This is a genomic window from Pseudoalteromonas sp. MMG033 (genome assembly GCF_057197785.1).
In genome coordinates this window covers 382,998-406,836 of the sequence record NZ_JBXVAL010000002.1, presented here as the reverse complement: position 1 = coordinate 406,836, position 23,839 = coordinate 382,998, and the positions used below count along the sequence as shown (strand labels likewise).

Sequence of the window (23,839 nt, the reverse complement as noted above, 5' to 3'; positions counted from 1 at the left end):
TCATAATTTATATGTGAATTAGTTTTTTTATATATTGAAGTTGGTTTGTTCCATGCAAGATGTGTTGTTATTATAGTTTTTTGGTCGATGAAATTAAGTTGGGAGATTTTTCATTGTTGAGTTTGTAGTGGCCATTTTCCATGTTATAAAAGTAATAAAGTAAGAAAAAAAAGTAAATCAATGTATGTCTAGTAAAATAAAAATATATAATACAGCAAGAAACTCAGTCGAAAACTTTGTCCCTTTAGATGAGAAAGAGGTTAGCATATATTGCTGTGGGCCTACGGTATATAATTATGCGCATATAGGCAACTTAAGAACATATGTTTTTGAGGATATCCTCTCTCGTACTTTTGAAAAACATGGATATACAGTACGACATGTAATGAATATTACAGATGTAGGCCATCTTCAGTCTGATGCGGATGAAGGCGACGATAAGATGTCTCTAGCATCTCAGCGTGAGCAAAAATCCCCATGGGACATTGCTGCATATTATACCGATGCATTTTTTAAGGATTGCCATGCACTAGGAATCCAAAAGCCGACTATTGTTTGTAAAGCGACTGATCATATTACAGATATGATAGATATGATTACGGGGCTTATCCAAAAAGGTCATGCTTACGAGTCAAATGGCAATGTATACTTTGACGTTTCTACATTTAAAAGTTATAGCGAGTTTGCAAACTTACAGTTGGAAGCTCAAAAAGCAACTGAGCGCGTAGATCTTGATAGTAATAAGCGTAATCAAATAGACTTTGCGTTATGGTTTTCTCAATCCAAATACCCTAATCAAATAATGAAATGGGATTCACCTTGGGGTGTGGGGTTTCCTGGTTGGCATATTGAATGCTCAGCTATGTCAAGCAAGTATCTAGGTAGTCGCTTCGATATCCATTGTGGTGGGATAGATCACATATGTGTACACCATACGAATGAAATAGCTCAGTCAGATTGTTTTCACGGTCATAAATCTGTTAACTATTGGATGCATGGTGCATTTTTAACGGTAGATACGGGTAAAATGTCAAAATCAAGTGGCGAATTTTTAACGATTGAAAAGCTTGTAAAAGATGGGTTTAATCCACTTTCTTATCGCTATTTAATCCTAACAGCACATTACAGAAGTGAACTAAAATTCAGTTACGAGGCGTTAGAATCAGCTCAGAATGCTTTTAATGGTATTGTAAATAAGGTTCAAGAGTGGAAAGCAAACCATAATGCCGAGTTAAGTTGTGAACATGCAGAGCACGAACTAGTTCAATCTTATCTCACTGAATTTTTCTCGGCAATGAGAGAAGATTTGCATACACCATCTGCACTTTCAATATTATGGGCTGTAATTAAAGAGAGTTTGTTATCAGAGGCGCAAAAATTATATTTAGTATTAGAGTTCGATTCTGTGTTGGGCCTTGGATTAGAAAATATAACTCGTGGAGAGTTATCCAATGAAGAGGCAAACCTGTTAGAAAAAAGGCGAGTGGCTCGCTCAAATAAAGATTGGGCACAGTCAGACGCTTTGAGAGATGAGCTTTTGAATATGGGAATTCAAGTCAAAGATTCGAGTGATGGAATGGAATGGATACGCATATAAAACATAAGCTGTAATAGGGAGCATTTAGTAATATCAATTTTTGACCTAGTTTAGAGTTATTTGAATGGCCAAAATCCCCGTATTTTGGCCATTCAAAATATAATTTTCACGCGGTACTCCACTATACTAACAATTATCATGTTGCCCTTATATCCGTGTTCTTGGTGATCTTTTCATTTTTTGCATTTATTTATTGGCTTTATAAGACAGTTCTAACCAAAAGGCTTATTCTTAAATAGACCCTGAGCTAACTTAGGCAATTTTTGGAGTAAACTGACTGCCAATTTTTATACAAAATAATACATATTGTATATAGTTAATCTGATACATTTATTGACTGGTTTAATTTTGTGAGACGACTTTGAAAACGTATAAATGGTGTTCAATATTGGTAATGGCGGCAGGTTTGAGTGGTTGCGTTTTTGCACCGAAAAAAACGGCCTATTTAGATGAGCACTGTGATATTGTGCGAGAAAAAACGGATATTGATGTCGTAGTCTTTGCTGATGAAGCATCTAATGTGACGCCTTACTATCCGAATGATATTTATATTCCAGCATTGGTCGCCGCAACATCTGCAGCATTTTCATCTATTGCTTATATATTTGACAATATACAGGACTCAATAGAGTACAAAAAACAATGCGGTGACAGAGCACACTCGGAACAAGGTGCCAAAGGCACTGAGGAATCTGCAAAGTCATGTTCAGATAGTGACCTGTGTGGAATTGAAAGAAAGCGATGAGTGGCAGTTTGTAAAGGGGGTTTACGGCAACAGAAAAAGCCGCATATAGCGACTTTATCCAGGGGGTAATCAAATAGGTTGCTTGCTGAGATTAGCTCTCGCTTTCGAGCAATTTGCCTTTGCCAATTTCAATTTTTCTTGGCTTTAATGCTTCTGGCACTTCTCTTTCTAATTTGACTACCAGTAAACCATTTTCTAATTCTGCACCAATGACTCGAACATGATCTCCTAATTGGAAACTTTGTTCAAAATTACGTTCAGCGATGCCTTGGTGTATAAATTTACGCTCTGCACTGTCATCTTTATTGACCTTTTGGCCTTTGATTCTGAGCGTATTGTTCTCTGACTCTATGTGAAGTTCATCTTCGCTGAACCCAGCCACTGCCATGGTGATTTGGTACTTGTCTTGGTCAAGTGCTTCGATGTTGTACGGTGGATAACTTGCCTGCTTGCCATTGTGGGCAGCGCGGTCCATGAGTGATGCTAAATGATCGAAGCCAATGAATGAACGGTATAGTGGAGTTAGATCTACGTTGCGCATAATAATATCCTCTTAATAAGCGATAATGTTTGTTTACCCTTCTTTTGAACGGATAAACAAACTAAAAAATAACATTTGTTTTGGTTGGGACCCTGTCGGCGTCCTCACAATACTATCTATGGACGGGGCAAATAGTTTTCAAGTAAAAAATTAAAATAAATTTTAAAAGCCCCATTTTTCGGGCTTTTAAGGGGAGTTTTAGCATAGCTTGGATTCGCCTGAATACACAGTAAAGCGCTTTCCAATATGTACTTGGTCATTTTTGAAGCCAACAAAAGGTACGTGATGCCAATTGGCTTGCAGTCGTTCTTCGTTGATTTCCAATGTCACGAACCCGCGGTTAGCGAGATCAACATAGCGAATATGTGGGTTTTCGGGCATTAAGATTTTGCCAACGTCACCGACTAGCTGCTGTAAACCTGGCACAGGAATAGAGGGTGAGGTCACAGATGAAGTCACGATTTCCACAGCGACGGCACCATCATGAGTAAAGCGGTTATATTTTTGCCAGTCGTAAGGATCTTTACAGATGTTAGCTGCCCATGACGAATGCACATCACCGGTCAATATAACGGCGTTATTGATGTGATTGTGTTCAATAAAATCTAATAGTCGGTTTCTGGCTGCTGGATATCCATCCCAAGAATCTGTATTAATAGGCTTACCAAGCATTTGAATTTGCATCATTTGCACTTGCTGGCCAATTAACTGCCATGTTACGCCATTGCGTTTGGCATCTAACAAGTTGTCTTGTAGCCACTGTTCTTGCTCATAGCCGAGTAATGTGCGCTGTTCGTCGAGGCGTGCTGGGTCTTTCACATCGACTTGTTGATCTCTACCAATAAAGCGGGTGTCTAACATATTAAGCTCAGCTAGGTTACCAAATCGAAAGCGGCGGTATGCTTTTTCTCTGTTAGTGTGTTGAGGCTCTCTTATTGGCATCCACTCATAGTAGGCTTGAATGGCGGCACGGCTGCGCGTTTGCCATGTGCCCTCGCCATCATTATGATTTTTTGCACCTTCTCGCCATGCGTCATTAGTAAACTCATGATCATCCCAAATACAGATCATCGGGTGGGTTTGATGCAATTTTTGTAGATCAGTATCCGTTTTATAGCAAGCATGTCTTTGGCGGTAGTCTGATAATGTCATCATTTCGTGATTTGGTGTGACTTTACGATTCCATAAAAAAGGATTTCTGTAGATGTCTTTATTGCCATACTCGTATAAATAATCACCCAGATGCAGTACCGCATCTAAGTCTGCAATCTCTGCGATACGTGCATACACATTAAAGTAGCCGTAACTGAAGTGAGAGCATGATGCCATCGCTAATTTGATTGTGCTTACATCATATTCTGGCAGGGTTTTGGTTTTTCCTGTTGGTGAGATAATTGGCTCATCGAGCTCATCGATAATAAATCGATACACATATCGTGTGTTTTCCTGTAGGCCTTTGGCATCTACTTTTACAGTAAAGTCTTGCGCTTGGCTCGTGATGACATGGCCACTGGAAACGATAGTTGAAAAACTGCTATCAGTTGCTATTTGCCAAATTACCTTGACCGTTAATGTGTTGATATCTACCCGTTCTTTTACTTCTTTAGGAATCGTGATCCTAGTCCACAATATCACGCTATCAGACAAAGGGTCACCGCTTGCAACACCATGGCCAAAAGGATTCTCTGAAAAGGTACAGCCTGATAGCGATAGGCTCAATGGTAAGCTCGATATAATCATGCTGCTTTTAATAAACTGGCGACGGGAAATATTCATAAGTAATTGCTCTAATTTTAGTGTTTTTTGTCTATTTAACCCCTTTTGTGTTAATTTTTTATTTCTTTAACGTAACTTATGAGATTTTTTAAATTTATAAATGAGAATATAGGCATAGTATCTGTATCGAGTAAATTATATGCTTTATGTCATTAGACGCTGTTTAAATTGTCGGTTATTTAATATTAAGTTATTAAAAATAATGATTTATATAAATTTTTGTGATTTTTTTTAGTTAATTTCTGATAAAGTCTTGCGTCTTTATAAAGCCTGTCTACCTGCTGTGTGTTGCGTTTATTGAAATTCTCACCGGTTGGAATATGTATAGAGTGTTTCGAGCCATAGGAAACGTATTGTTTAACTGGTTAGTTACACTAAACTTGATGCTAATGAAGTTTATAGACGGCGCAATTATGACTTTTAAACTAAATAGGTTCGGGAACACCGTACGTTTGAGATAAATATTATGAAAAAAAATCTGCGACTCACTTTGTCTACACTGTCTGCTTTACTGGTAGCTAATACGGTTATTGCAAGTGATTGGTCTTCGACTATTACAGGTGCTTCTGATTATACATTCAACGGTATCAGCCAAACGGAAAATGACTTTGCACTGCAAGCCAGTCTCGATTACAGCAATTCTGAAACTAGCTGGTATGCAGGCTCTTGGGCTTCAAATGTTGACTTTGATAATGGTACAGATGTTGAAGTCGACGTCTACTTTGGCAGAACGTGGACGCTTACAGAGTCGCTTAGCTTAGATACTGGGATTGCTTATTATAGTTACCATGGCGCCGATGACTCTAGTGATAGCAATTATCCAGAAGCATACACAAAGTTTGGTTTTGACAATGCACTCGGCACTACTGAATTTAATTTCTGGTACAGCTGGGATTATGCTGGCTTAGATGAAAAACATATCATAACAACCCTGTCTCATACATTTGAAGTGGCTGAGAATCACGATATTTCTGTAAGTTATACGGTGTCTAATTATGTAGGCGGAGATGAAACGTGGGATGGTACGGACAGTTCTTATCATCACTATGAAATAGCATATTCCACCAGCTTAGCGGGCTTTGATTTAGCCATTGCCGCTGAAGATACATCAATTGATTCGGATACATCGGACGAGCGCATTGCGTTTTCAGTGTCTCGAACCTTTGATTTTTAAAATTTAAATATAAAAAAGCCGGATTTACTCCGGCTTTTTTAAGTAATTTTATCGATTACTTTTTAACGATAGCATTGTGATACACGTTTTGTACGTCGTCACAGTCTTCAAGCATGCCCATGAACTTCTCGAAGTTAGCAATATCATCTTCGTTTTCGATTTCTACATGAGTTTGTGGGATCCATGTGATTTCGTCTACTTCGAATGTAATGCCTTCAAATGCTTCAGTTAATGCAGTCTTTGCTTTGAAGTACTCAGTGTTAGGCGCAAATACAGATACTTTACCATCTTCAACTTCGACATCAGTTACGTCAACGTCAGCCATCATTAGTGCTTCTAGCACTGCTTCATCATCGTCGCCAGCAAAACCTAAAATAGCAAAATGATCAAACATGTGTGCTACACAGCCCGGGCTACCGATTTTTGAGTCAGTTTTAGTAAACGGTAGGCGTACATCTTTGATTGTACGATTTGGGTTGTCAGTTAAGCAGTCAACGATAACCATACAGTTACCTGGGCCATAACCTTCATAACGTGCTGGTGAGTAGTCTTCGCCAGCGCCACCAGCTGCTTTTTCGATGGCTTTATCAATAACGTGTGCTGGAACCTGATCTTTTTTAGCTTTTTCGATCAAACGACGAAGGGATAGATTTGTTTCAGGATCTGCGCCGCCATTTTTAGCAACTACATAGATCTCTTTACCATATTTTGAGTTAACTTTAGTTTTTGCCGCTGCCGTTTTTGCCATGGCGTTTTTGCGGACTTCAAATGCTCTACCCATCTTAATTCTCGTTATTTGAAATTCAATTGCACAAGATTCTAACAAGACTCGACGCGTTGGGCTATACCCTATCGGGCATGAGCTTGGTGATAAGACAGGTTTATTACGATAAAACGAGTATGTCAGGCTAACTGGTGTTGAAAATTGAGGTTGTTTTGCTCTATCAAGGGTAAAAAAGCTTCCCAGTGGCGAAAAATCATGTCTGCTTGCTGCGCGTAATCAGGTGTTACTTCTGGTGTGTATAAACAAGATATCATGCTGGCATTGTTTGCAGCCTCTATGTCGTACAAGTAGTCTCCGACATACATGCACGCACTATTTTTTAATCCCCACTGCTGCGCAACAAGGTTGAGTGCCGCTGGGTTGGGCTTAGCGGGTGCATCATCACGTGTCAAAATGATATCAATAGGCATCTTGCATCGTTCAAGCTTTATTTTTGCCGCTTTTGCAAAATTACGTGTGACGATGGCCATAGGAAAGCCTTTGCTATGAAGCGCATCAATAGATTGCTTAACACCAGGTAAAAACTCTGCTTGATGGGCATCTTGCATCTCATGCTGGTGAATGAGTGACATGGCTTCTTCACGCATGTAGGGGGACGGCAGTGCCTCAATAAACCCGAGCAGATCTTCATCTCTTGGGCAGCCCAGCTGGGCTTTCATCATTGCGAAATCTAAATTGGATGTCACCAAGGTCCCATCCAAGTCAAAAATAATTCCTTTAATCATGTGCTTCTTACCTCGTATTCCGTAGCAAGACACTCTGCTTGCCTTTAACCATAGAGTACGTCATATAAGGTTGCAAAGATCACAGTAAAAAATAATCAACAGATGTCACAGGACTTACCTGAGCGTCATAAAAATTGCGCAATTTATGATGCTCAATAGCGATAAAAGAAAAGCGCGTATCGAATAATTCAACTCGCTTAAATGCATCGAGTGCATGTGTGTAACGTGACTGCGTAAATAAGCTGTTCTTTTAAATTTATATTAAAATTCATATCATTGACTGTTAAAGTAATAAAAAACACCACACAATAAATATAACTAGGGTGTCCACTTTGGCTTATTTAATTACTACCGTCATTCTCATTGCCTGCTGTACCGTATTTTTTATACCCTCTTTTAGACAGTTTACAAAAGACAATGAACTGGCATGTAACTTTGCACTGACCATGGTCGCAACACTTATTGGTGTATTATTGGCAATAGCCATTAGTAACTACCATGAAGATGAAAAAGAGCGTCGTGATTTAATAAAGTTGCTCCATGCTGCAAAAGCGGTGGCGACAGAAAGCCTCGACTATAGTCGAGCGGTGATGGCGTTTTACCAAAAAAATGAGGCTGGCACTGAGACGAAGCGTTCTAAAGCACAATTTTTTAAAGATAACCCCTTGCCCTACCCCGAGTACCTCGATGCACTAATGTCTCAGCAATTGTTTATTAAAAACTTATCTCAAGAGTCACTGACAGAATTAAGTGAATCACTCATTTTAATGAAGCGCGCAAATACGCACAGACCCGAACTTTTTTTGTCGAATTTAAACTTTGTGCTGTATGTATTAGAACAAGAACAGCGTTATCAACAAGGAGAGATTTCATTACATGAACTGGAAGCAACTTTGCGAGAGCGAGAAGCTCAACTTGAAGAAGAAGGAAGTTAAATTGATATTTAAAATGCCACGTAATGCGAAAGCACACATAATAAATACGCTTTTTTGCAGTGCCATGATGGTGTCTGGCTATAGCCTTGCACAAGGTAGTACGCCAAGTTTGTCTGCTCAGCAAATCAATGAGGATATTAGAGAGTTTACTGAGCTTTTAAAGCAAAGGTACGCTTATCTCGATAAAAAAAATGTACACCAAGCATCTTTTGAAGCTTGTTTGCAAAAGCAAGTCTCTCAAATCAAAACGGTGAATGCGCTATCTGGTCACTTGAATCATTGCTTTGAATTTTTTTACGACCAACACAGCGAAATAAGGCCGCGTCCTCGGGATTACTATTTACCTATGCCAACCGCTTTAACTATGTGGGCTGAAGTGAAAAGTGAGACGGCTGTGATCACCTCGATACCGCACAATGGTTATGCTCACAGAGTTGGCTTTAGAGCTGGCATGACGATTGAGAAAATCGATGGTAAAGCCGTTTTTGATGCCATTAAGGCAGCGAATGTATCAGGGCAGCAAAATGCTCAGACTTGGGTACTCAACCGTTTGCTAACTGGTACTCGAAACCAGACTATTTCAGTGACTGTAAAGTGGCAAGGGCAGTTACAAACCCTCACCATAGATACTCAGCAAGTTGTTGATGAAATCATCAAAGAAAAACCCATCTTGACCAGTGAATGGCTGGGCGACATTGCTTATATTCGACCCGAAAACAGTCTTGGTAACAATGCGTTGATCCCCGCCTTTGATGAAACTCTGGCAAAGTATAAAGAAGCATCAGCTTTGATCTTAGACTTACGCAATACTCCCAGTGGCGGTAACAGCGATGTGGCACGTGGCATAATGAGCCGCTTTATCTCTGAGCGTTTTCCCTATCAAGAGCATGAGCTGGTGGCTGTAGAACACGAGTTTGGTGTGAAAAGACGCTGGCAAGAGTTTGTGTACCCTAGAGGCGATATGACATTTACTAAGCCGTTGGTGGTGCTCAGCAATCGTTGGACCGGGAGTATGGGAGAGGGTATGACCATTGGTTTACACGGTATGCAACGTGCGACTGTCATTGGTACACCTATGGCGCAGTTGCTAGGTGCTATTTCTGGACATACACTGACGCACTCTCAGCTAAATGTGGTGATCCCCGTTGAAAAGCTATTTCATATCAATGGCACGCCCAGAGAAGCATTTTTACCTGATATCCTTATCGATCATGTCGACAATATTGAGAACGAAGATCTTGCGCTAAAGGCTGGCTTACGTCATCTGTCAAAGTTAGCAAGCAAAACCAATTAATAAGTCGAATTGAACACATATATTCGTTATTGAACTGTATATGTGTTTGATACTTAATCATTATTAACTAAATTTGCTGCTTTGAAGATAAAAGGAGTTATTTGCACTTTGCAGTTATTATCACGCTTTGCTATTCCAATTGCATTATTGAGCTTTATTCTCCAAGCTAACTTTTTGCTCACAGAAAGTGTTGTGAACGGCCAAAAGTTAGTGGCTTGGGGTGGCTTTACTGGTATTGTTGCTGCCTTTATTTATTACTCATTCAAGTACTATAAAGCGAAAAAAAGTATGCAATGGCTCATTGAGCAAGAAAAGATGCCATGGTTTCAGCGCAAATCAAACTATGTAATCACGACATGTGGTTATATTTTGTTTGGGATGATATTCGCTATATTGATCAACAATAGTATCAAGATAGAGGATTATCGGACCGATACTTACATAGTTAAGCATGTTGATGAGTTTAAAATGCGTTACAGTTTTATTAAGTACTACACACTTTGGAATGATGCAAGCGCATTCTATTATCTACCTGAGCATCGAGCGCATTTTAAAGCTGGTCAAACTCTTAAAGTCACAACGCAAAAGGGTGCCCTCGGGTATTTTTATGTTACCCAAGTGTTTTGAAGTGAATGGGTTAGTCACAGCCTACATAACAGCTAAGCTGTGACTTATTCAACTTATACGCAGATGAAGCTTATCCTGCATTGAGCCTTAACATGCCTCTTGCCTCTGGTGCAGGTAATAATTCCTGATTCGTCTGTGGCTGAATTTTGAAGTTATCGACTTGCTGCAGCAGATGCTGTGCTTGCTGCCTCATGATCTGACTGGCATGTGTTGATTGCTCAACCAAATGCATGTTGTTTTGGGTCTCATTGTCCATTTGCGCTATGGTTGAGGAGACTGCGGCCACGCCTTCTGATTGCTCTTGGCTTGCGGACGTAATTTCTGTGATCATCACATTCACTTCTTTAACGACTTGGATGAGCTGGTTAAAGGTGTCACCTGATGCAGAGACAAGCTGGCTCCCTTTGGACACGGCTTGAGAGCTGTCTTGAATGAGCCCTTTAATCTCTTTGGCGGCAGATGCACTGCGCTGCGCTAAATTACGTACTTCACTGGCCACAACAGCAAACCCCCTGCCTGCCTCCCCTGCTCTTGCCGCTTCGACAGAGGCGTTGAGTGCCAGCAAGTTGGTCTGAAAGGCAATTTCATCAATGACTCCAATAATATCTGAAATACTATTACTGCAGGTTTCGATTTCATTCATGGCTGCAACAGCGTTGGAGACAGTTTCGCCCCCTTGTTGTGCCTTCTTCATTACTTCATCCGCGTGATCTGACACATCTTTTGCGCTTTTTGCATTTTGCTGCACGGTCACTGTTAACTCTTCCATGGTAGAGGCGGTTTCCTCAATGCTTGCACCTTGGTTTTCGGTGCGTTTATTAAGCTCTTCGTTGCCAACGGCAATACTTTGTGCGCCTTGAAATACGTTATTGGAGGCTTCCGTGATTTCTTGTACCATACGACTTAAGTTATCCATTAAGCTGTTCATGGCGTCTCTCAAAACATTAAATTCAACGCCTAAGTCCTCCTCAATGGTATGTGTGAGTTCCCCTTGGGAAAGTGCCATAATCGCCTGCTTGATACTAGAGACAGCATGCTTTCTTGCTGTGATATCCGTGGCGTATTTAACGACCTTAAACGGATTGCCTTCAGCGTCAAAAATGGGATTATAAGAAGCTTGGATCCAAATTGTCTTACCACTTTTTGCGATGCGCTTGTATTCACCGCTGTCGAATTGACCGAGGCGTAAACGCTGCCAAAACGCTTGGTATTCTTCACTGTTCGCATACTCTGCTTCGGCGAATAGTTTATGATGTTTCCCTTTGATCTGTGCAAGTGTATAGCCAGTTGTTGCTAGGAAGTTTTCGTTGGCATCAATGATGGTGCCATCTAGATTAAATTCAATCACAGCTTGAGACTTGTGAATGGCGGCAAGCTGCCCTGCAAAATCAGCACTTTGTATTTTTTGTGCGGTAATATCTGTGGCAAACTTAACGACTTTGAAAGGCTTACCATTGGCGTCAAATATCGGGTTATAGGTTGCTTGGATCCAAATCTTTTTACCATGTTTACCAATGCGTTGATACTCACCAGAATCAAATTTACCCTGATTGAGTTTTTGCCAAAAGTCGCTATATGCTTGGCTTTGAGCGTAATCAGGTTCGGCAAACATACTATGGTGTTGACCTTTGATTTCATCCAGTACGTAGCCGGTTGTTTTTAGAAAGTTTTCATTGGCATCTATGATGGTGCCATCCATATTAAATTCGATCACGGCTTGGGACTTACTTATCGCTTGGAGTTGACCTTCATAATTGGCAGCTTGACGTTTTTGCGCTGTGATATCCGCAGCATATTTCACGACTTTGAATGGCTTGCCACTGAGGTCTAGTATCGGATTATAAGAGGCTTGGATCCAAACTTCCTTACCGTGTTTGCCCTGACGCAAGTATTCGCCTGTAAAGTAGCGACCTGCGTTTAAATCAGCCCAAAATGCAGCATATTCAGCGCTTGCTGCATACTCTGGGCTGGCAAACATGCTGTGATGTTGGCCTTTAATTTCATCTAAGGTGTAACCCATAGTCGATAAAAAATTGTCATTGGCATCTAGGATAGTGCCATCCATATTAAACGCTATCACTGCTTGAGATTTGCTGATGGCTTCAAGCTGCCCTTGATAGTCTGCTGCCTGTAATTTCGCTTGAGTAATATCTGAAGCATATTTCACGACTTTATAAGGATTACCATTGGCATCAAAAATAGGATTATATGAAGCATGGATCCAAACTTCCTTGCCGTCTTTTGCCAGTCGTTTAAATTCTCCGGTACTAAATTGTCCTTGGTTTAGTTGTTGCCAGAATCGTGTGTAATCTTCACTTTGCGCGTATTTAGGCTCTGCAAATAAACTGTGATGCCTGCCAACAACTTCATCAAGTGTGTAGCCCATTACGTTTAAAAAGTTATCATTGGCGTGGATAATCGTGCCATCCATATTAAATTCGATGACCGCTTGGGATTTGCCGATTGCTTCTATTTGCCCAAGTTGGTCAATACTACCGTTTTTATATTTGGTGATATTATTGAGTAATAATAGTTTGCGCTGAGTGCGTGTTTGTTGGTCATAAGTGGCGTGCACATGTACTTGAAACCAAAGTTCCAAGCCCTCTGAGCACCGTAATTGAACTTCTTGGCAGTTGCTATCAGCTTGCTCGTCTAAGCTGAACCGAGTTTTTATAATGCGGCTGTAATGTTGATTAATGATGTCATGATGCTGCGCGCCAATTTGTGTTAAGAAATGTGTGCTGGCATGTGTGATTATTCCATCATCATTGAGTTCTATGATGGATTGATTTTCAAAAAAGACGTTAAGTTTGGCTTCGAGGGAGTGTAATTTCTGACGATCTGTCCTTGATGAAAATATCATAGGGCACCTAATTAATGAATGTTGTTATTAGTCAGAAATATAGTAGATAACACCATACACGCCACTTGTTCTTATTGTTGATAATAGCTTCAAGAACTATTTCTTGTTAAGAAATACTCAACAAGATGATGTGAAAGTGTTATTTCGGATGAAAATTTCCATGTTTACTGTGCGATGAATTTTGCGGATAGTGGTGTTCAGTATTTGGGCTGTGTTGCCTAATTACTGCATATAAAAAACAATGAATTAAAGGAATAGTAATGAAACTTAAATTACAAAAAACGAAGCTAAAGTCATTAACAAACAATGAAGTGTCTAAAGAACAAACTGGTGCTATTGCCGGTGGTCAATATCAGGTTCAGTACAAAACGGATCCTTGGTTGTGCAAATATAGCTACCCTGTGTGCCATACTGATGGTCCACATGTAAGCTGCTACAACTAATGTAGATAAAAAAAGCGCACCAAAGGTGCGCCAAAAGTCTTTTAAGACAGGGAAATCAACATGTTAAATAACTACAATAAACGTATCTACAAACTGCAGGTGTATATGTGTTTACTCAACGAGGTAAAGTCTACCTAAAACCTGTGTTGCAATCCCGATGCAGTGTGCAAACCCTTGTGAGTGCGTGTTACGCTTTGTAACTTTCTTTTCAAATACAGCCTTTATGACTACAAAACTGGCCCTAACCTGAACGTAGCCGCTTTGACTTCATGTTTTTTTGTTCGTACAGTCATGTTCTTATTTAAGAAACATAGAACAGACTTACGAATAATAATGCTTGCAAGGAAGGGTGTAGATCTATGACTTTACCTGATATTCAATTAACTTCATTGGGGTTGCATCATAGCCCCGAACTGTATAGTGCAGTAGAACACAACAGGATGAGTTTAGAACGCAATTTGCCTTGGGTGAAGCAGGTAACTTGTGTTGATAGTGCACAGCGATATATTGATGAGCGAATTAACAGTGGCGAGCCAAGTTCAAGGTGGTTAGCCATCTCTGTGAACGGCTGCTTTAGTGGTGTCTTTGGTGTGAAGTACATAGATCCGGTAACAAGCCGGTGTGAGGTCGGGTACTGGCTATGTGAGAAGGCGCGAGGACAGCAGGTCATTCCACGAGTTTTAAATGAACTCATTCCTTGGATAAAATCTCAAGGTGCAAAAACACTTGAGTTTCATTGCTTAGAAGACAACATAGCCAGTATTCGAAACGTTGAAAAAGTCGGCGCTGTATTGCAAAGTACTGCGCCAACCACGCTGGATATTTCAGACACAACCAGAAAAATGTGTGTTTACGCCCTTAAACTTTAAGATAGCTGTGTGTTGTTTTTACAGGACTCCATGGAGCAATCAACAGTATTGGCACTAAAGGCAAGTGCTATATTGGTGTTCCCTATCGTCAAGGCGTTAAACCTCTTCTAATGGCTCGCATTGATATGCGTTATGTAACAGTGCGCTTAGTTTATCTGAGTCATTAAAGAAAGTACTGTCAATGCCCTTTACACTTATCCCTGGCGTCCACGAATTCATTACCGCTGCGCCACTGAGTATTGTAAGGTCGGTCAGCTTAAGTTCTACTGTGCGCTGTGGTATCTGAAGCTTGGTGAGTTGTCGTTGTAATATGCTCATCATGCTACCTTGGAGCATAGGAGCTTTTGGCCAAATAATGGTGTGTCCGTCCCAAAAGACAAGATTCCAAATTGTTCCCTCACTTATCCTTGTTTGCCCATCAACAAATATTGCGTCATCAAACCCTTTTTCTAATGCTCTGTGTAAATAAAAGGTTTTGCCAATTTCTCCTACATGCTTTATTTCAGGCATAGGTCGCTGGTGTTTAATCGCGGTGAGGTGTAGCGGTCCGACGGGGCCGTTTGAAGGCGCACTAGTACGCACGAGTACTTGCGGCAGCGTGTTCATACTTTGGGCAGTAAATTCACCGTAAGAAGAGTACAGTGTGATAGTCAGCGAGCAATCTAATGGACTTTTCCTAATTGCGTCTCTGATGTAAGTGCGTATCTGTTGATCTGAGAGCGCATTATTAAATAACTTTTTCGACGCGTTACGCAGACGCGTTAAGTGTAAGTCTATACCTCTGACTTTTCCTTCCCTCACTTGCATCGCACTGAAGTGTGCAAAGCCAGAAAATGCTAATGGGTTAAGTGCAGAGTTGGGTTGATACTCACCATTGATAAAGGTATTTGGTGAAAATTCATTATTAGTCATTGTGTTACTTCCATTGAGTCCATATTTAGAAGCCAATACGATAAACCCTGACAATGCTGTTAAGGTCAAGGAGTAAAGATGAGAATTGGTGAACTATCAGAGCAAACCGGTGTGAGTGTGCGCATGCTTCGATATTATGAAGAGCAAGGATTGTTAACACCACGTCGTACCGCAGCTGGATATCGTGACTATGATGAGCGTGAGGTGCTGACGTTAGAGCGCATTAAATTGCTTAGTTCAGCTGGTATGACGCTAAGTATCATATTGCAATTTTTACCTTGTATTAGAGGCGAGCGGCCCATTTTTGAACCTTGTGACGAGTTAAGAGTGCTACTACACAGCCAGTTAAGAGAGGTCGATGAAAAAGCGGCTCGTTTGGCAAAAAATCGAGCCGTGTTAAGTGGGTTTATACAAGAAATTGAAGCGGCTGATAAAGTATAAGTTTGGTTTTTTATTGTGCTAGCTTTAGTATGTCGATAAATTTACGTACCTTTGGAATATGTACGATATCACGATGTACCAATATCCAAGTGTTCACCTGCCACGTGTCGCCTATGGGTAATATGTGTAGCATTGGGTTGTTTTGTGCAGCTTCTTTTGTACTAACAGAGATCCCACACCCTGCATGCAGCGCGTAGTCGAGTACTTGGTGAGCATTGCTGGTGGTAACAATATGACTTGCTTCTACCTGAGTGTGGATCCACTCATTCCACGGTAAATGTGCAATGCGTTCGGAATTGGCGATAAATTTATGTTGTGACCAATTGTCTTTTGTTGGCAGGCCATGTTGTTCTACATATTTTTGATGCACACACATGACCACTTCGATGCACTGAAATGGGATCACTATGTTATCAAGTGTCTGTGGTCTCTCACCCATCCGAATGGCTAAGTCTGCTTCGCCATACTCTAACGCATATTTTCGTATATCACCTAAGATCTCGAATCTTACGTTTGGGTATTGCGCTTGGAATTGATTTATCACTGGAAACAACAACTCGGCTAGCTCATTAACACAGGTGATTTTAAGCACACCGTTCATCATGGCATCTGAGTTTGTTGCTTTATCGACAAACTGATTAAATTGTACATCTGTGATTTCCCCCAACCGCATCACTTCCAGCCCTGCTTCTGTTGGAATATAACCTTTGTCATTGCGTTGAAAAAGCTTGATACCTAAGTGCGCTTCTAAGCTATCTATTTGCCGCATGACTGTTGAGCGGTGTATGCCCAGATCGGTTGCTGTGGCGCTAAGTGTCCCTAGCTTGGCTAATCGGTAGGCGGTTTTAAACTCTGTCCATTTATCCATGATATGTCTCCGTTGCATATATGCACGAAAGGGTATTTAAAATACACATTAAAAACAAATTTGCAACGGTATATGCTACATCTCATTGAGTAAATTGAGGCAATAGATATGAAAACGCAAGTACTGATCATTGGCGGTGGTTTTGGTGGCGTAGCGGCTGCACAAAAATTACATGAAAGTGGTGTGCAGACCATACTCGTAGACAAAAAAGATTATTTTGAAGTCACGTATGCTGTGCTCAGAGAGTCTACAGCACAGGGCCAATTTAAGGGGAGAACACGCCGATATTATCGAGATATTTTGGCCGGTCAGTTTGTTCAAAGTGGTGTAAAAACGCTCCGGGAGAATATCGTGCTGCTGGAAAATGGCGAGCGAATTGAGTTTGAGCAGGTTGTGATTGCCAGTGGGTCTAGATATCCGACTTTGCCATTGGCCAAGAGCATGGATGCACATAGCTTACATGACAGAGAGGCTGAACTTAAACAGCATTACGCGCAGCTCAAAGACGCAACTAAGATACTAATCATAGGCGGTGGTGTCGTTGGCGTAGAGCTGGCTGGTGAAATTGCTTATACCTTCAAAAATAAAGTGGTTACTTTAGCTCACAAAAATAAAGCACTACTCACTGGCTTTAGTCAAAAAGCACAGCGTAAAGCACATCAACAGTTGGAAGAGTTAGGCGTACAGGTTAAGTTAAATAGTGATTATCGCCAGTGTGACAAGACTCAGGGCTTCCAAGATAAGCGCTCAACAGATGTGTTAAAGCCGGATATGGTGTTATGTGCGACGGGTACCAAACCGAACAACGTATTTTTGCAAGAAAACTTCTCACATATACTCAATGCTAAAGGTTTGATTGTGGTGAATGATACGCTTCAAGTAGTGGGCCAAGATAACTTTTATGCACTGGGTGATATTGCCGATGTGGGCGAAGCCAAACTGGGTTATTTGGCAGTGGAGCAAGGCAAATATTTGGCTAAAAGGATAGTGCGAAAGCACCAAGGTAAGTCGGTAAAAGCATACAAACGTAATCCGTTTATGGCGTTAGTTACCACGGGGCAAAAAACGGGCATAGTTCAAACGCCGTTATTCACCTCAACCTGCAATCACCTCGTTAATATCAAACAAAAAGATTTGTTTATTACTAAGACCTATAAAGCGTTTGCAAAGTAATATGTGGTATAGCATGGTCGTTGTGCTGTGCTGTGCTGTGCTGTGCTGTGCTGTGCTGTGCTGTGCTGTGCTGTGCTGTGCTGTGCTGTGCTGTGCTTTTGATGGTTATTTATCTATCAATTTGAGGCTGGGGCTTAAACTGATAATTAGATCGATCTAATGGTTGAGTTAGTAAATTTTACACCTGGGTGCTTAGTAGTTTCGGGCTGCCAGAAAACCCAAACTTTTCGTACAGGCTGTGCGCATCATCAGTGACGAGGAATTTAAATTTAGTGCACCAACGTGGATCATTGACGATCGTTTCTGTAAGCCATACTCCGAGTCCTTGAGATCTATGATCTGGGTGAATGATCAGATCGGCGACGTAGGCAACCGTTGCAAAATCAGTGACGACTCTTGCAAAGCCGATTTGGTGCTCTTGACAAAAGAGCGAAAAGCATTCACTGTTTTTTATAGAAGTGTTAATGGTTGCTAAGTCGCGTTTGCTGGCCCAATAGGAACTCCTTAGTAATGATTCAACCTGCTCGATTTGAATGTCTTCTCGTGAATCACTAATTCGATAATTGTCTTTTTTGTATTGCATGATCTCTGATACACATTTATTTTTATTTTAATTAGTAGAGTGCACGATTTTTTTATGTAAACCAAGTGCAGGGTAGCTTATCAGCTTTTTGGGTAAGAGCTCGGTGTGGTAAGTTATGATGCCACTCACTAGCATGAATAGATTGGATTATGTTAGTGAGTTGGCTGTATTAGGTATTATCCGCCACAGGGGCTACATACGGCCCATGAGTTACAAGTGCCATTTAAATGGGCAACTAATTCACTTAGTCTGATTTGCTCTTGGCCGACAAACTCATGGGTGACTTTATTTTGTGTTGTAAATAAGACATAACCTGGCGCATCACCAAGCTCAATATCTTCTGGATCTGACTCTATAAAATCTGCGCCGTGTAATTTTTCAGATATTTCATTTTGCTGTTGTTTGCTCAGCGGCCAAGCCTTAAATTCTAGATAAAACTCAATCGTGTGTGTGGAGCCAAAATCAAAGCCTCTTTCTTCCAATACTTTGAGTACTTCCCCATCGGCATCGGCTGGCCAAGTGTGTTTATCTGTCATGGTTACGTGTTTTCCTGCATATAGCGTTATCTATATAAGTCGTATGACAAGTCGATAAATTTACTTTTTTGTGGTGATTAATCACAAAGTACAAAGCTGGAGTGTTGATTTTGTTTTTTTATATTTTAGAGAGATCCTGTTTTTTCACTGGAACGAAAAGTAAAGGGGCTTTACACCCCTATTAAACCCAAGTCATGCAACTTGATGAGTGTGATTGAGAGAATTAAAACATGAGATTAATAGGCGCCTTCACTGTATATCAACTCATAACTGTGGCTATAAATTTCTAAGATATTGCCAAATGGGTCTTCCATATAAATCATGCGATATGGCTTTTCACCTGGATAGTAGTATCGAGGTGCTGCCATGCGCTTTTTGCCACCAGCTGCAACAATACGCTCCGCAAGTTCTTCTACATTCGGGTCCTGTACACAAAAGTGAAAGATACCAGTTTTCCAATACTCAAAGTTGTCATCTGAGTTGGTTTGGTTTTTGAATTGAAATAGCTCTACGCCAATTCTGTCACCCGTTGATAAGTGTGCAATTTTAAAGCTGTCCCAATTTGCACCAAATACATCGGTGCACATTTGGCCAATGGCACTGTTATCTTCAGTGATCTCTGTGGGTTTCATGATTAAATACCAACCTAATACTTGGGTATAAAACTCAACAGCTTTTTCAAGATCTGGTACTGAAATACCAATATGGGAAAAATTTCTTGGATAAACCTTGTTCATAAAATGTGCTCCTCATTGTGATGTGAGCAGGTTACAAATCAAAGTTCATTAAGTAAAATTATCAATACTTATTAATTTGAGTACAAAATGTAATGATTAATCTAATCTGGCTACGTACTTTTTGCACCTTGGTTGAAATTGGTCACTTCACGCGCACCGCACAGCATCTTCATATGACACAATCAGGTGTGAGCCAACATATTAACAAGCTAGAGCAACAGCTTGACAAAATATTGTTGTTGCGTGAAGGCAAGCAATTTTCACTCTCTGAGGCCGGTGAAAAGCTATATGTGCATGGGCAAGATATTCTTCATGGGGTAGCTTCGTTAGAAAAGCTTATTGGGGAAGACCCTGCTTATAAAGGTAACGTGCGAATGATGTCACCTGGCAGTGTGGGGCTAAAGCTGTACCCGAGTCTTCTGAATGTACAGCAGCGCTATCGGGACCTCACGATTGATTATCGTTTTGCTCCTAATCGTGAAATCGAGCAGGCCATTGCTGGTAAACGCATCGATATTGGTTTGATGAGTAAAAAGTCCAGTGATGCCAACGTGCACTGTGAAGCCATTGCTCAGGAGCAATTATTACTTGTGACGCCAAAAAACTTGGGCTCACTTGATTGGCGGTCGCTCAGTGCTTTGGGCTATATCAACCACCCCGATGGCAGTCATCATGCAGAGTTATTACTTGGGCCGAATTTTTCAGAGTTCCAACATAGTGACTTACTAAAAAATAAAGGGTTTTCAAATCAAATTGGGTTAATTCTAGAGCCTGTCGCACGAGGTTTTGGGTTTACGGTATTGCCAGCTCATGCTGTCGCAGCCTTTGCACAGCCAGAGCTTATAGCAGCTCACCCTTTAACACATCCTGTCTATGAGACTGTCTATCTAGGTACACATCGAAATACAGCACAGCCACAGCGTGTAAATACCCTGATCAACGAAATTAAACAGTGTTTGGGGTAAATATTTCAATGACTGACAAGCATCATCCACTCAGAGTTACGCAGGAAAGCGAAAGTCAAAGCGTTAACTTACAGGTTCAACAAAATTGTTTATACATCAGCCGAACAAGCACAGTTCTTGCTTAATTTCTATCCTGAACGACGATTAAATTGCACATATAGATGCATTTGATCGCCAACAATTAGAGTATGTCGTCACCGTTTGTTTGCAAAGCCCCTGTATGGCAGCTGCGGGGCGCGTGTTATTTGATGTCAGTAGAACGCAAAAAGCCACCATTAACGATTCCAGTCGATTGCAAAAGTACCTAGCAAAGTTGGGTATTAAATGGCGAGATATTGCAGCCTGCAAATAATGCGTTGTCCGTGTAGGTAATTATCTGTAATAGCCCTTTACAGAGTTTTTACTACACTAAACAAGGAATTAGTGACGCAAACTAGAAGGAAAATGACAATGCGAGTTGTGAGTATATTGTGTGGGCTGTTGGTGCTGGCCAGTTGCAGTAGTCCAAAGCCAATAAAAAAAGCCGAAGTGATCACGGCTTATTCAATGCTGGCTCCCAGCAAATCAGGCGAAACACTGATTTATGTGCGTGCCATCATTCCGGGAATTCAGAGTAAAGATCAAGTGTGCCCTGTACTTGAGAGCGAAAGTGGTGAGCGTAGTCAGATGAAAATTCGTGCGCTTCACCCAGGTAAACACTTTCCGGTCACAGTGTGTGAGTCTACCGTTCAGGCTGGTATCGCATATCAAGTGGGCGGCACTGAACTACAGTTTGATGCAATGACACTCAACCCCAAGCGTATTCAGGTCTATGGTGATTCGGGCTGTAAATCACATGTATGTGACGGCAATGGACCTGCTGAGCCTTTTAAAACCTTGATAACACAGGGGGCTAAGCGAGATGTTGACCTTATTCTACATATGGGGGACTACAATTACAGAGGCACCAGTGGCAGTATTAGTAAAGGCGTTTATGCCTATGATGCAGGCGATGGTGGCTATGGCGGAAAAACCTGTGGGTTAGAAGAAACCTACTATAGTCAAAATGCACAAGGCAGCCCAAAACCGGATACGTGGCGCGCTTGGCGAGCTGACTTTTTCAGCGCTGCGGATTCTATTCTAACGAAGGCGCCTTGGGTGTTTGCGAGGGGAAATCATGAATTGTGTAGCCGCGCCGGACTTGGCTGGTTTTATTTTTTCGGCCCAGGATCTAGTTTGGAGCAAGGCATAGCCCAGCGCGCGTGCCCAGCACAAGGCAATTTTTCTCAGCCTCTGAATTCAGCGGCCTCTGCCATCGCGATGATAGAACCATATATGCTGAAGCTTGAAAAGCTCAATATTTGGGTGCAGGATTCGGCCAATGCATGTGATGATCGGTTTTCAAATGCGCTAACCGCGCAGTATCAGAGCCAATACGAGTCTTTACAGAAATTTGCGAGCAAATATCCTAATAAGCCAATTTGGACGGTGACGCATAGGCCGCTGTGGGGGGTCAATAATGTGGCAACTGACAATACATTAAATATCATGTTGCAGCGGGCATTAGCGGATACACCGCTTGGACATCTGCCTGAGCAAGTAGCTTTGGCATTATCGGGCCATATGCATATTTATCAGTCATTGAGTTTTGATAAGCAATACAAACGCCCGCCACAAATAGTGGTTGGCAATAGTGGTGTGAGTCTCAGTGAAGAGTTACCTTACACGAGCTTTGAGGCCGTTGTGGATGGGTTGGAAGCCAATGGCAATGAGCAAGCAAAATTTGGTTTTTTAGAACTGGAATTAGACCGCTATTCTGGGTGGTATGGGCGCTTTTTTGATGAGCAAGGCGAAGCGTTTTTACGCTGTGACTCGCAGTTTGCCGTTCGAGACGAACAGGTATGTCAGTAATTCAGTGTTTATGAAGCTGTTTATCTCTATGTGGCGTGGTAGGTGATATTATCTACGCCGCTTTTTAAGTGGCTACTTAATTTTTTTTAATGTTGGCTTGGTTTGATTGTTTCATCAAATTGTACACTTAGCCAATTGTCATCTTTATCAAAATACATGGTTTTTACTGGCCCCATGCCTCTGAAATTGACTAAATTGATTTGCTCAGGCCAGATATCTCTCAATGTGCCATTGCGCATTTGTAGACCTTTTAATGGCACTTCCTTTTCGTATAACGCTTCTTGATAAACTCTGAAGTATTTGCGGTCTATTTCATAAGTGGGTTTTGATAGAGCCAGTGCTTGGCCGTTCAAGCGCCTTAGTGATGTTTGTGTATAGACGTAGTCAGAAAATTGCTGTTGCACTTTTATATCTTGATAAATATTTTTTGAATCATTAAATAGATGAACTACAGCATGCTCAAGGTCGTGCATATGAAATCTATACTCTAGTTTTATATGTCCACTGTGTGGCAACACTTTTGCCGTTGCCAGTGATGCCTTTAATTTGTGTGCTTGTACTGGTGAAAGCCACATTAAGCTGAGCCCGGCAATAAGCCAAGTTCTCATATATCTAACTCCTTCAAAGATAAATGATAGTGTTTACTCACTTACTTACAGTCTACAAGATTCTAAATACTTTTAAGAGGATTATTGTGTTTTTTTCTAATATCTTGCAAGCTAAATGTCGGTTTTTTGACCTCTGAGGGTGTATTGATATAACATATCTACTGTTAAGTCGAGTTCTTTTATCTCATGTATATCAACATATTAATATTAAATGTAATAAATTGTACGAATAGATAGGTGGTTCAGAAATTGTTCAGCTCGATCATTTAGGCTGGTTATAGGGCCAAAAGTGATGAAAAAATGACAATTTTAATTGTATGCCAAGTATGCATTTTCCATATTTATTGTCTCTATTTTGAAAAAAAATTTAAAAACCCCAAGTTTACTGTTGATATTTGGCATTGTTTATCATTAAAATCGCGCTCTTCCTTATTTTGGGTAAAACTGGCGTTAGTTTTGCTCATTGATTAATACCCGTTTATAGAAAAAAATGTGGTGAGCAGTATGGACTTTTACATACTAAAAAAACAAGAGAAGCTCGTAGCGATACCTGCTGATGAACAAAATTGTAAAGCGTACATAGAAGATGGCTACTGTTACGTTGATAAAGTGGCTGCCTGTAATGAACGTGCTGCAATTAAGCGCTTAGAGGCTAAGCAAAGTAAGCTATATAGAGCACCAATGCTACTTCTTTTGGCGTTACCTTTATTAATTTTCGCATGGTGGCGGTTGAGCTATTAATAAATAGTCCCA

The 23,839-nt window shown here is 40.9% G+C and carries 25 protein-coding genes; 14 read left to right on the top strand and 11 right to left on the bottom strand.

Annotated elements, in window-relative coordinates; all coding sequences use genetic code 11:
• The first annotated feature begins 184 nt into the window (after nt 1–184).
• Together cysS and AC2CZC_RS23160 are read left to right on the top strand one after the other, a co-directional pair.
• The gene (gene cysS / locus AC2CZC_RS23165) at nt 185–1,597 is read left to right on the top strand and encodes a cysteine--tRNA ligase (protein WP_484585623.1); all 1,413 of its coding nucleotides are present in this window, start codon (nt 185–187) and stop codon (nt 1,595–1,597) included.
• Between the two features lie 361 nt (nt 1,598–1,958).
• On the top strand, nt 1,959–2,342 hold the full coding sequence (locus tag AC2CZC_RS23160) for a hypothetical protein (protein ID WP_484585622.1): 384 nt from the start codon (nt 1,959–1,961) through the stop codon (nt 2,340–2,342).
• 91 nt (nt 2,343–2,433) lie between these two features.
• On the opposite strand, the gene AC2CZC_RS23155 is transcribed toward AC2CZC_RS23160, so the two are convergent.
• Both AC2CZC_RS23155 and AC2CZC_RS23150 read right to left on the bottom strand, forming a co-directional pair.
• The gene (locus AC2CZC_RS23155; RefSeq protein WP_484585621.1) at nt 2,434–2,883 is read right to left on the bottom strand and encodes an Hsp20 family protein; all 450 of its coding nucleotides are present in this window, start codon (nt 2,881–2,883) and stop codon (nt 2,434–2,436) included.
• A 198-nt stretch (nt 2,884–3,081) separates the two neighbouring features.
• On the bottom strand, nt 3,082–4,659 hold the full coding sequence (locus AC2CZC_RS23150) for an alkaline phosphatase D family protein (RefSeq protein ID WP_484585620.1): 1,578 nt from the start codon (nt 4,657–4,659) through the stop codon (nt 3,082–3,084).
• A 466-nt stretch (nt 4,660–5,125) separates the two neighbouring features.
• Between AC2CZC_RS23150 and AC2CZC_RS23145 the strand changes: the two genes are divergently transcribed.
• Nucleotides 5,126–5,833, top strand: coding sequence for a TorF family putative porin (locus tag AC2CZC_RS23145; RefSeq protein WP_484585619.1), 708 nt, complete (start codon nt 5,126–5,128; stop codon nt 5,831–5,833).
• A 55-nt stretch (nt 5,834–5,888) separates the two neighbouring features.
• Here AC2CZC_RS23145 and AC2CZC_RS23140 read toward each other — a convergent pair whose 3' ends face one another.
• Both AC2CZC_RS23140 and AC2CZC_RS23135 read right to left on the bottom strand, forming a co-directional pair.
• Nucleotides 5,889–6,614, bottom strand: a complete 726-nt coding sequence (locus AC2CZC_RS23140; RefSeq protein ID WP_039610508.1) for a YebC/PmpR family DNA-binding transcriptional regulator — start codon at nt 6,612–6,614, stop codon at nt 5,889–5,891.
• 122 nt (nt 6,615–6,736) lie between these two features.
• Nucleotides 6,737–7,342: an HAD family hydrolase gene (locus AC2CZC_RS23135; RefSeq protein WP_484585618.1), complete on the bottom strand. Its 606-nt coding sequence runs from the start codon at nt 7,340–7,342 to the stop codon at nt 6,737–6,739.
• A 332-nt stretch (nt 7,343–7,674) separates the two neighbouring features.
• Between AC2CZC_RS23135 and AC2CZC_RS23130 the strand changes: the two genes are divergently transcribed.
• From AC2CZC_RS23130 to AC2CZC_RS23120, 3 genes are all read left to right on the top strand, one after another.
• The gene (locus AC2CZC_RS23130) at nt 7,675–8,277 is read left to right on the top strand and encodes a hypothetical protein (protein ID WP_484585617.1); all 603 of its coding nucleotides are present in this window, start codon (nt 7,675–7,677) and stop codon (nt 8,275–8,277) included.
• The gene (locus tag AC2CZC_RS23125) at nt 8,219–9,571 is read left to right on the top strand and encodes a S41 family peptidase (RefSeq protein ID WP_484585616.1); all 1,353 of its coding nucleotides are present in this window, start codon (nt 8,219–8,221) and stop codon (nt 9,569–9,571) included. Before AC2CZC_RS23130 ends, AC2CZC_RS23125 begins: the two co-directional genes overlap by 59 nt.
• Before the next feature lie 108 nt (nt 9,572–9,679).
• Nucleotides 9,680–10,198, top strand: coding sequence for a hypothetical protein (locus AC2CZC_RS23120; protein ID WP_484585615.1), 519 nt, complete (start codon nt 9,680–9,682; stop codon nt 10,196–10,198).
• Between the two features lie 70 nt (nt 10,199–10,268).
• Here the strand turns inward: AC2CZC_RS23120 and AC2CZC_RS23115 are convergent, their stop codons facing one another.
• The gene (locus tag AC2CZC_RS23115; protein ID WP_484585614.1) at nt 10,269–13,061 is read right to left on the bottom strand and encodes a methyl-accepting chemotaxis protein; all 2,793 of its coding nucleotides are present in this window, start codon (nt 13,059–13,061) and stop codon (nt 10,269–10,271) included.
• Between the two features lie 260 nt (nt 13,062–13,321).
• Here AC2CZC_RS23115 and AC2CZC_RS23110 point away from each other — a divergent pair, with 260 nt between their 5' ends.
• Both AC2CZC_RS23110 and AC2CZC_RS23105 read left to right on the top strand, forming a co-directional pair.
• Entirely contained in the window at nt 13,322–13,504 is a 183-nt protein-coding gene (locus tag AC2CZC_RS23110; protein WP_063364214.1) for a hypothetical protein, read from the top strand.
• A 359-nt stretch (nt 13,505–13,863) separates the two neighbouring features.
• Nucleotides 13,864–14,373: a GNAT family N-acetyltransferase gene (locus AC2CZC_RS23105; protein WP_484585613.1), complete on the top strand. Its 510-nt coding sequence runs from the start codon at nt 13,864–13,866 to the stop codon at nt 14,371–14,373.
• A gap of 96 nt (nt 14,374–14,469) precedes the next feature.
• On the opposite strand, the gene AC2CZC_RS23100 is transcribed toward AC2CZC_RS23105, so the two are convergent.
• Entirely contained in the window at nt 14,470–15,285 is an 816-nt protein-coding gene (locus tag AC2CZC_RS23100) for an aminotransferase class IV family protein (RefSeq protein WP_484585612.1), read from the bottom strand.
• A gap of 78 nt (nt 15,286–15,363) precedes the next feature.
• Between AC2CZC_RS23100 and AC2CZC_RS23095 the strand changes: the two genes are divergently transcribed.
• Complete coding sequence (locus tag AC2CZC_RS23095) at nt 15,364–15,726, top strand: MerR family transcriptional regulator (RefSeq protein WP_484585611.1); 363 nt, start codon at nt 15,364–15,366, stop codon at nt 15,724–15,726.
• Nucleotides 15,727–15,736: 10 nt separating this feature from the next.
• Here the strand turns inward: AC2CZC_RS23095 and AC2CZC_RS23090 are convergent, their stop codons facing one another.
• Nucleotides 15,737–16,594 (bottom strand): LysR family transcriptional regulator, encoded by an 858-nt coding sequence (locus AC2CZC_RS23090; protein ID WP_484585610.1) that lies wholly within the window; start codon nt 16,592–16,594, stop codon nt 15,737–15,739.
• Nucleotides 16,595–16,702: 108 nt separating this feature from the next.
• On the opposite strand from AC2CZC_RS23090, the gene AC2CZC_RS23085 reads away from it, so the two are divergent.
• The gene (locus tag AC2CZC_RS23085; RefSeq protein WP_484585609.1) at nt 16,703–17,767 is read left to right on the top strand and encodes an NAD(P)/FAD-dependent oxidoreductase; all 1,065 of its coding nucleotides are present in this window, start codon (nt 16,703–16,705) and stop codon (nt 17,765–17,767) included.
• Between the two features lie 178 nt (nt 17,768–17,945).
• Here the strand turns inward: AC2CZC_RS23085 and AC2CZC_RS23080 are convergent, their stop codons facing one another.
• From AC2CZC_RS23080 to AC2CZC_RS23070, 3 genes are all read right to left on the bottom strand, one after another.
• On the bottom strand, nt 17,946–18,350 hold the full coding sequence (locus AC2CZC_RS23080) for a GNAT family N-acetyltransferase (RefSeq protein WP_484585608.1): 405 nt from the start codon (nt 18,348–18,350) through the stop codon (nt 17,946–17,948).
• A 176-nt stretch (nt 18,351–18,526) separates the two neighbouring features.
• A complete protein-coding gene (locus AC2CZC_RS23075; RefSeq protein WP_484585607.1) occupies nt 18,527–18,886 on the bottom strand; it encodes a ribonuclease E inhibitor RraB in 360 nt (119 codons plus the stop codon).
• Nucleotides 18,887–19,122: 236 nt separating this feature from the next.
• Nucleotides 19,123–19,623, bottom strand: a complete 501-nt coding sequence (locus tag AC2CZC_RS23070) for a lactoylglutathione lyase family protein (RefSeq protein ID WP_484585606.1) — start codon at nt 19,621–19,623, stop codon at nt 19,123–19,125.
• 92 nt (nt 19,624–19,715) lie between these two features.
• On the opposite strand from AC2CZC_RS23070, the gene AC2CZC_RS23065 reads away from it, so the two are divergent.
• From AC2CZC_RS23065 to AC2CZC_RS23055, 3 genes are all read left to right on the top strand, one after another.
• The gene (locus AC2CZC_RS23065; RefSeq protein ID WP_484585605.1) at nt 19,716–20,588 is read left to right on the top strand and encodes a LysR family transcriptional regulator; all 873 of its coding nucleotides are present in this window, start codon (nt 19,716–19,718) and stop codon (nt 20,586–20,588) included.
• Between the two features lie 220 nt (nt 20,589–20,808).
• The gene (locus tag AC2CZC_RS23060) at nt 20,809–20,940 is read left to right on the top strand and encodes a transcriptional regulator (protein ID WP_484585604.1); all 132 of its coding nucleotides are present in this window, start codon (nt 20,809–20,811) and stop codon (nt 20,938–20,940) included.
• Between the two features lie 98 nt (nt 20,941–21,038).
• Nucleotides 21,039–22,478: a metallophosphoesterase gene (locus tag AC2CZC_RS23055; protein WP_484585603.1), complete on the top strand. Its 1,440-nt coding sequence runs from the start codon at nt 21,039–21,041 to the stop codon at nt 22,476–22,478.
• Nucleotides 22,479–22,564: 86 nt separating this feature from the next.
• Here the strand turns inward: AC2CZC_RS23055 and AC2CZC_RS23050 are convergent, their stop codons facing one another.
• Entirely contained in the window at nt 22,565–23,086 is a 522-nt protein-coding gene (locus AC2CZC_RS23050; RefSeq protein WP_484585602.1) for a DUF6702 family protein, read from the bottom strand.
• A 504-nt stretch (nt 23,087–23,590) separates the two neighbouring features.
• On the opposite strand from AC2CZC_RS23050, the gene AC2CZC_RS23045 reads away from it, so the two are divergent.
• On the top strand, nt 23,591–23,827 hold the full coding sequence (locus AC2CZC_RS23045; protein ID WP_063364201.1) for a hypothetical protein: 237 nt from the start codon (nt 23,591–23,593) through the stop codon (nt 23,825–23,827).
• Nucleotides 23,828–23,839 lie beyond the last annotated feature (12 nt).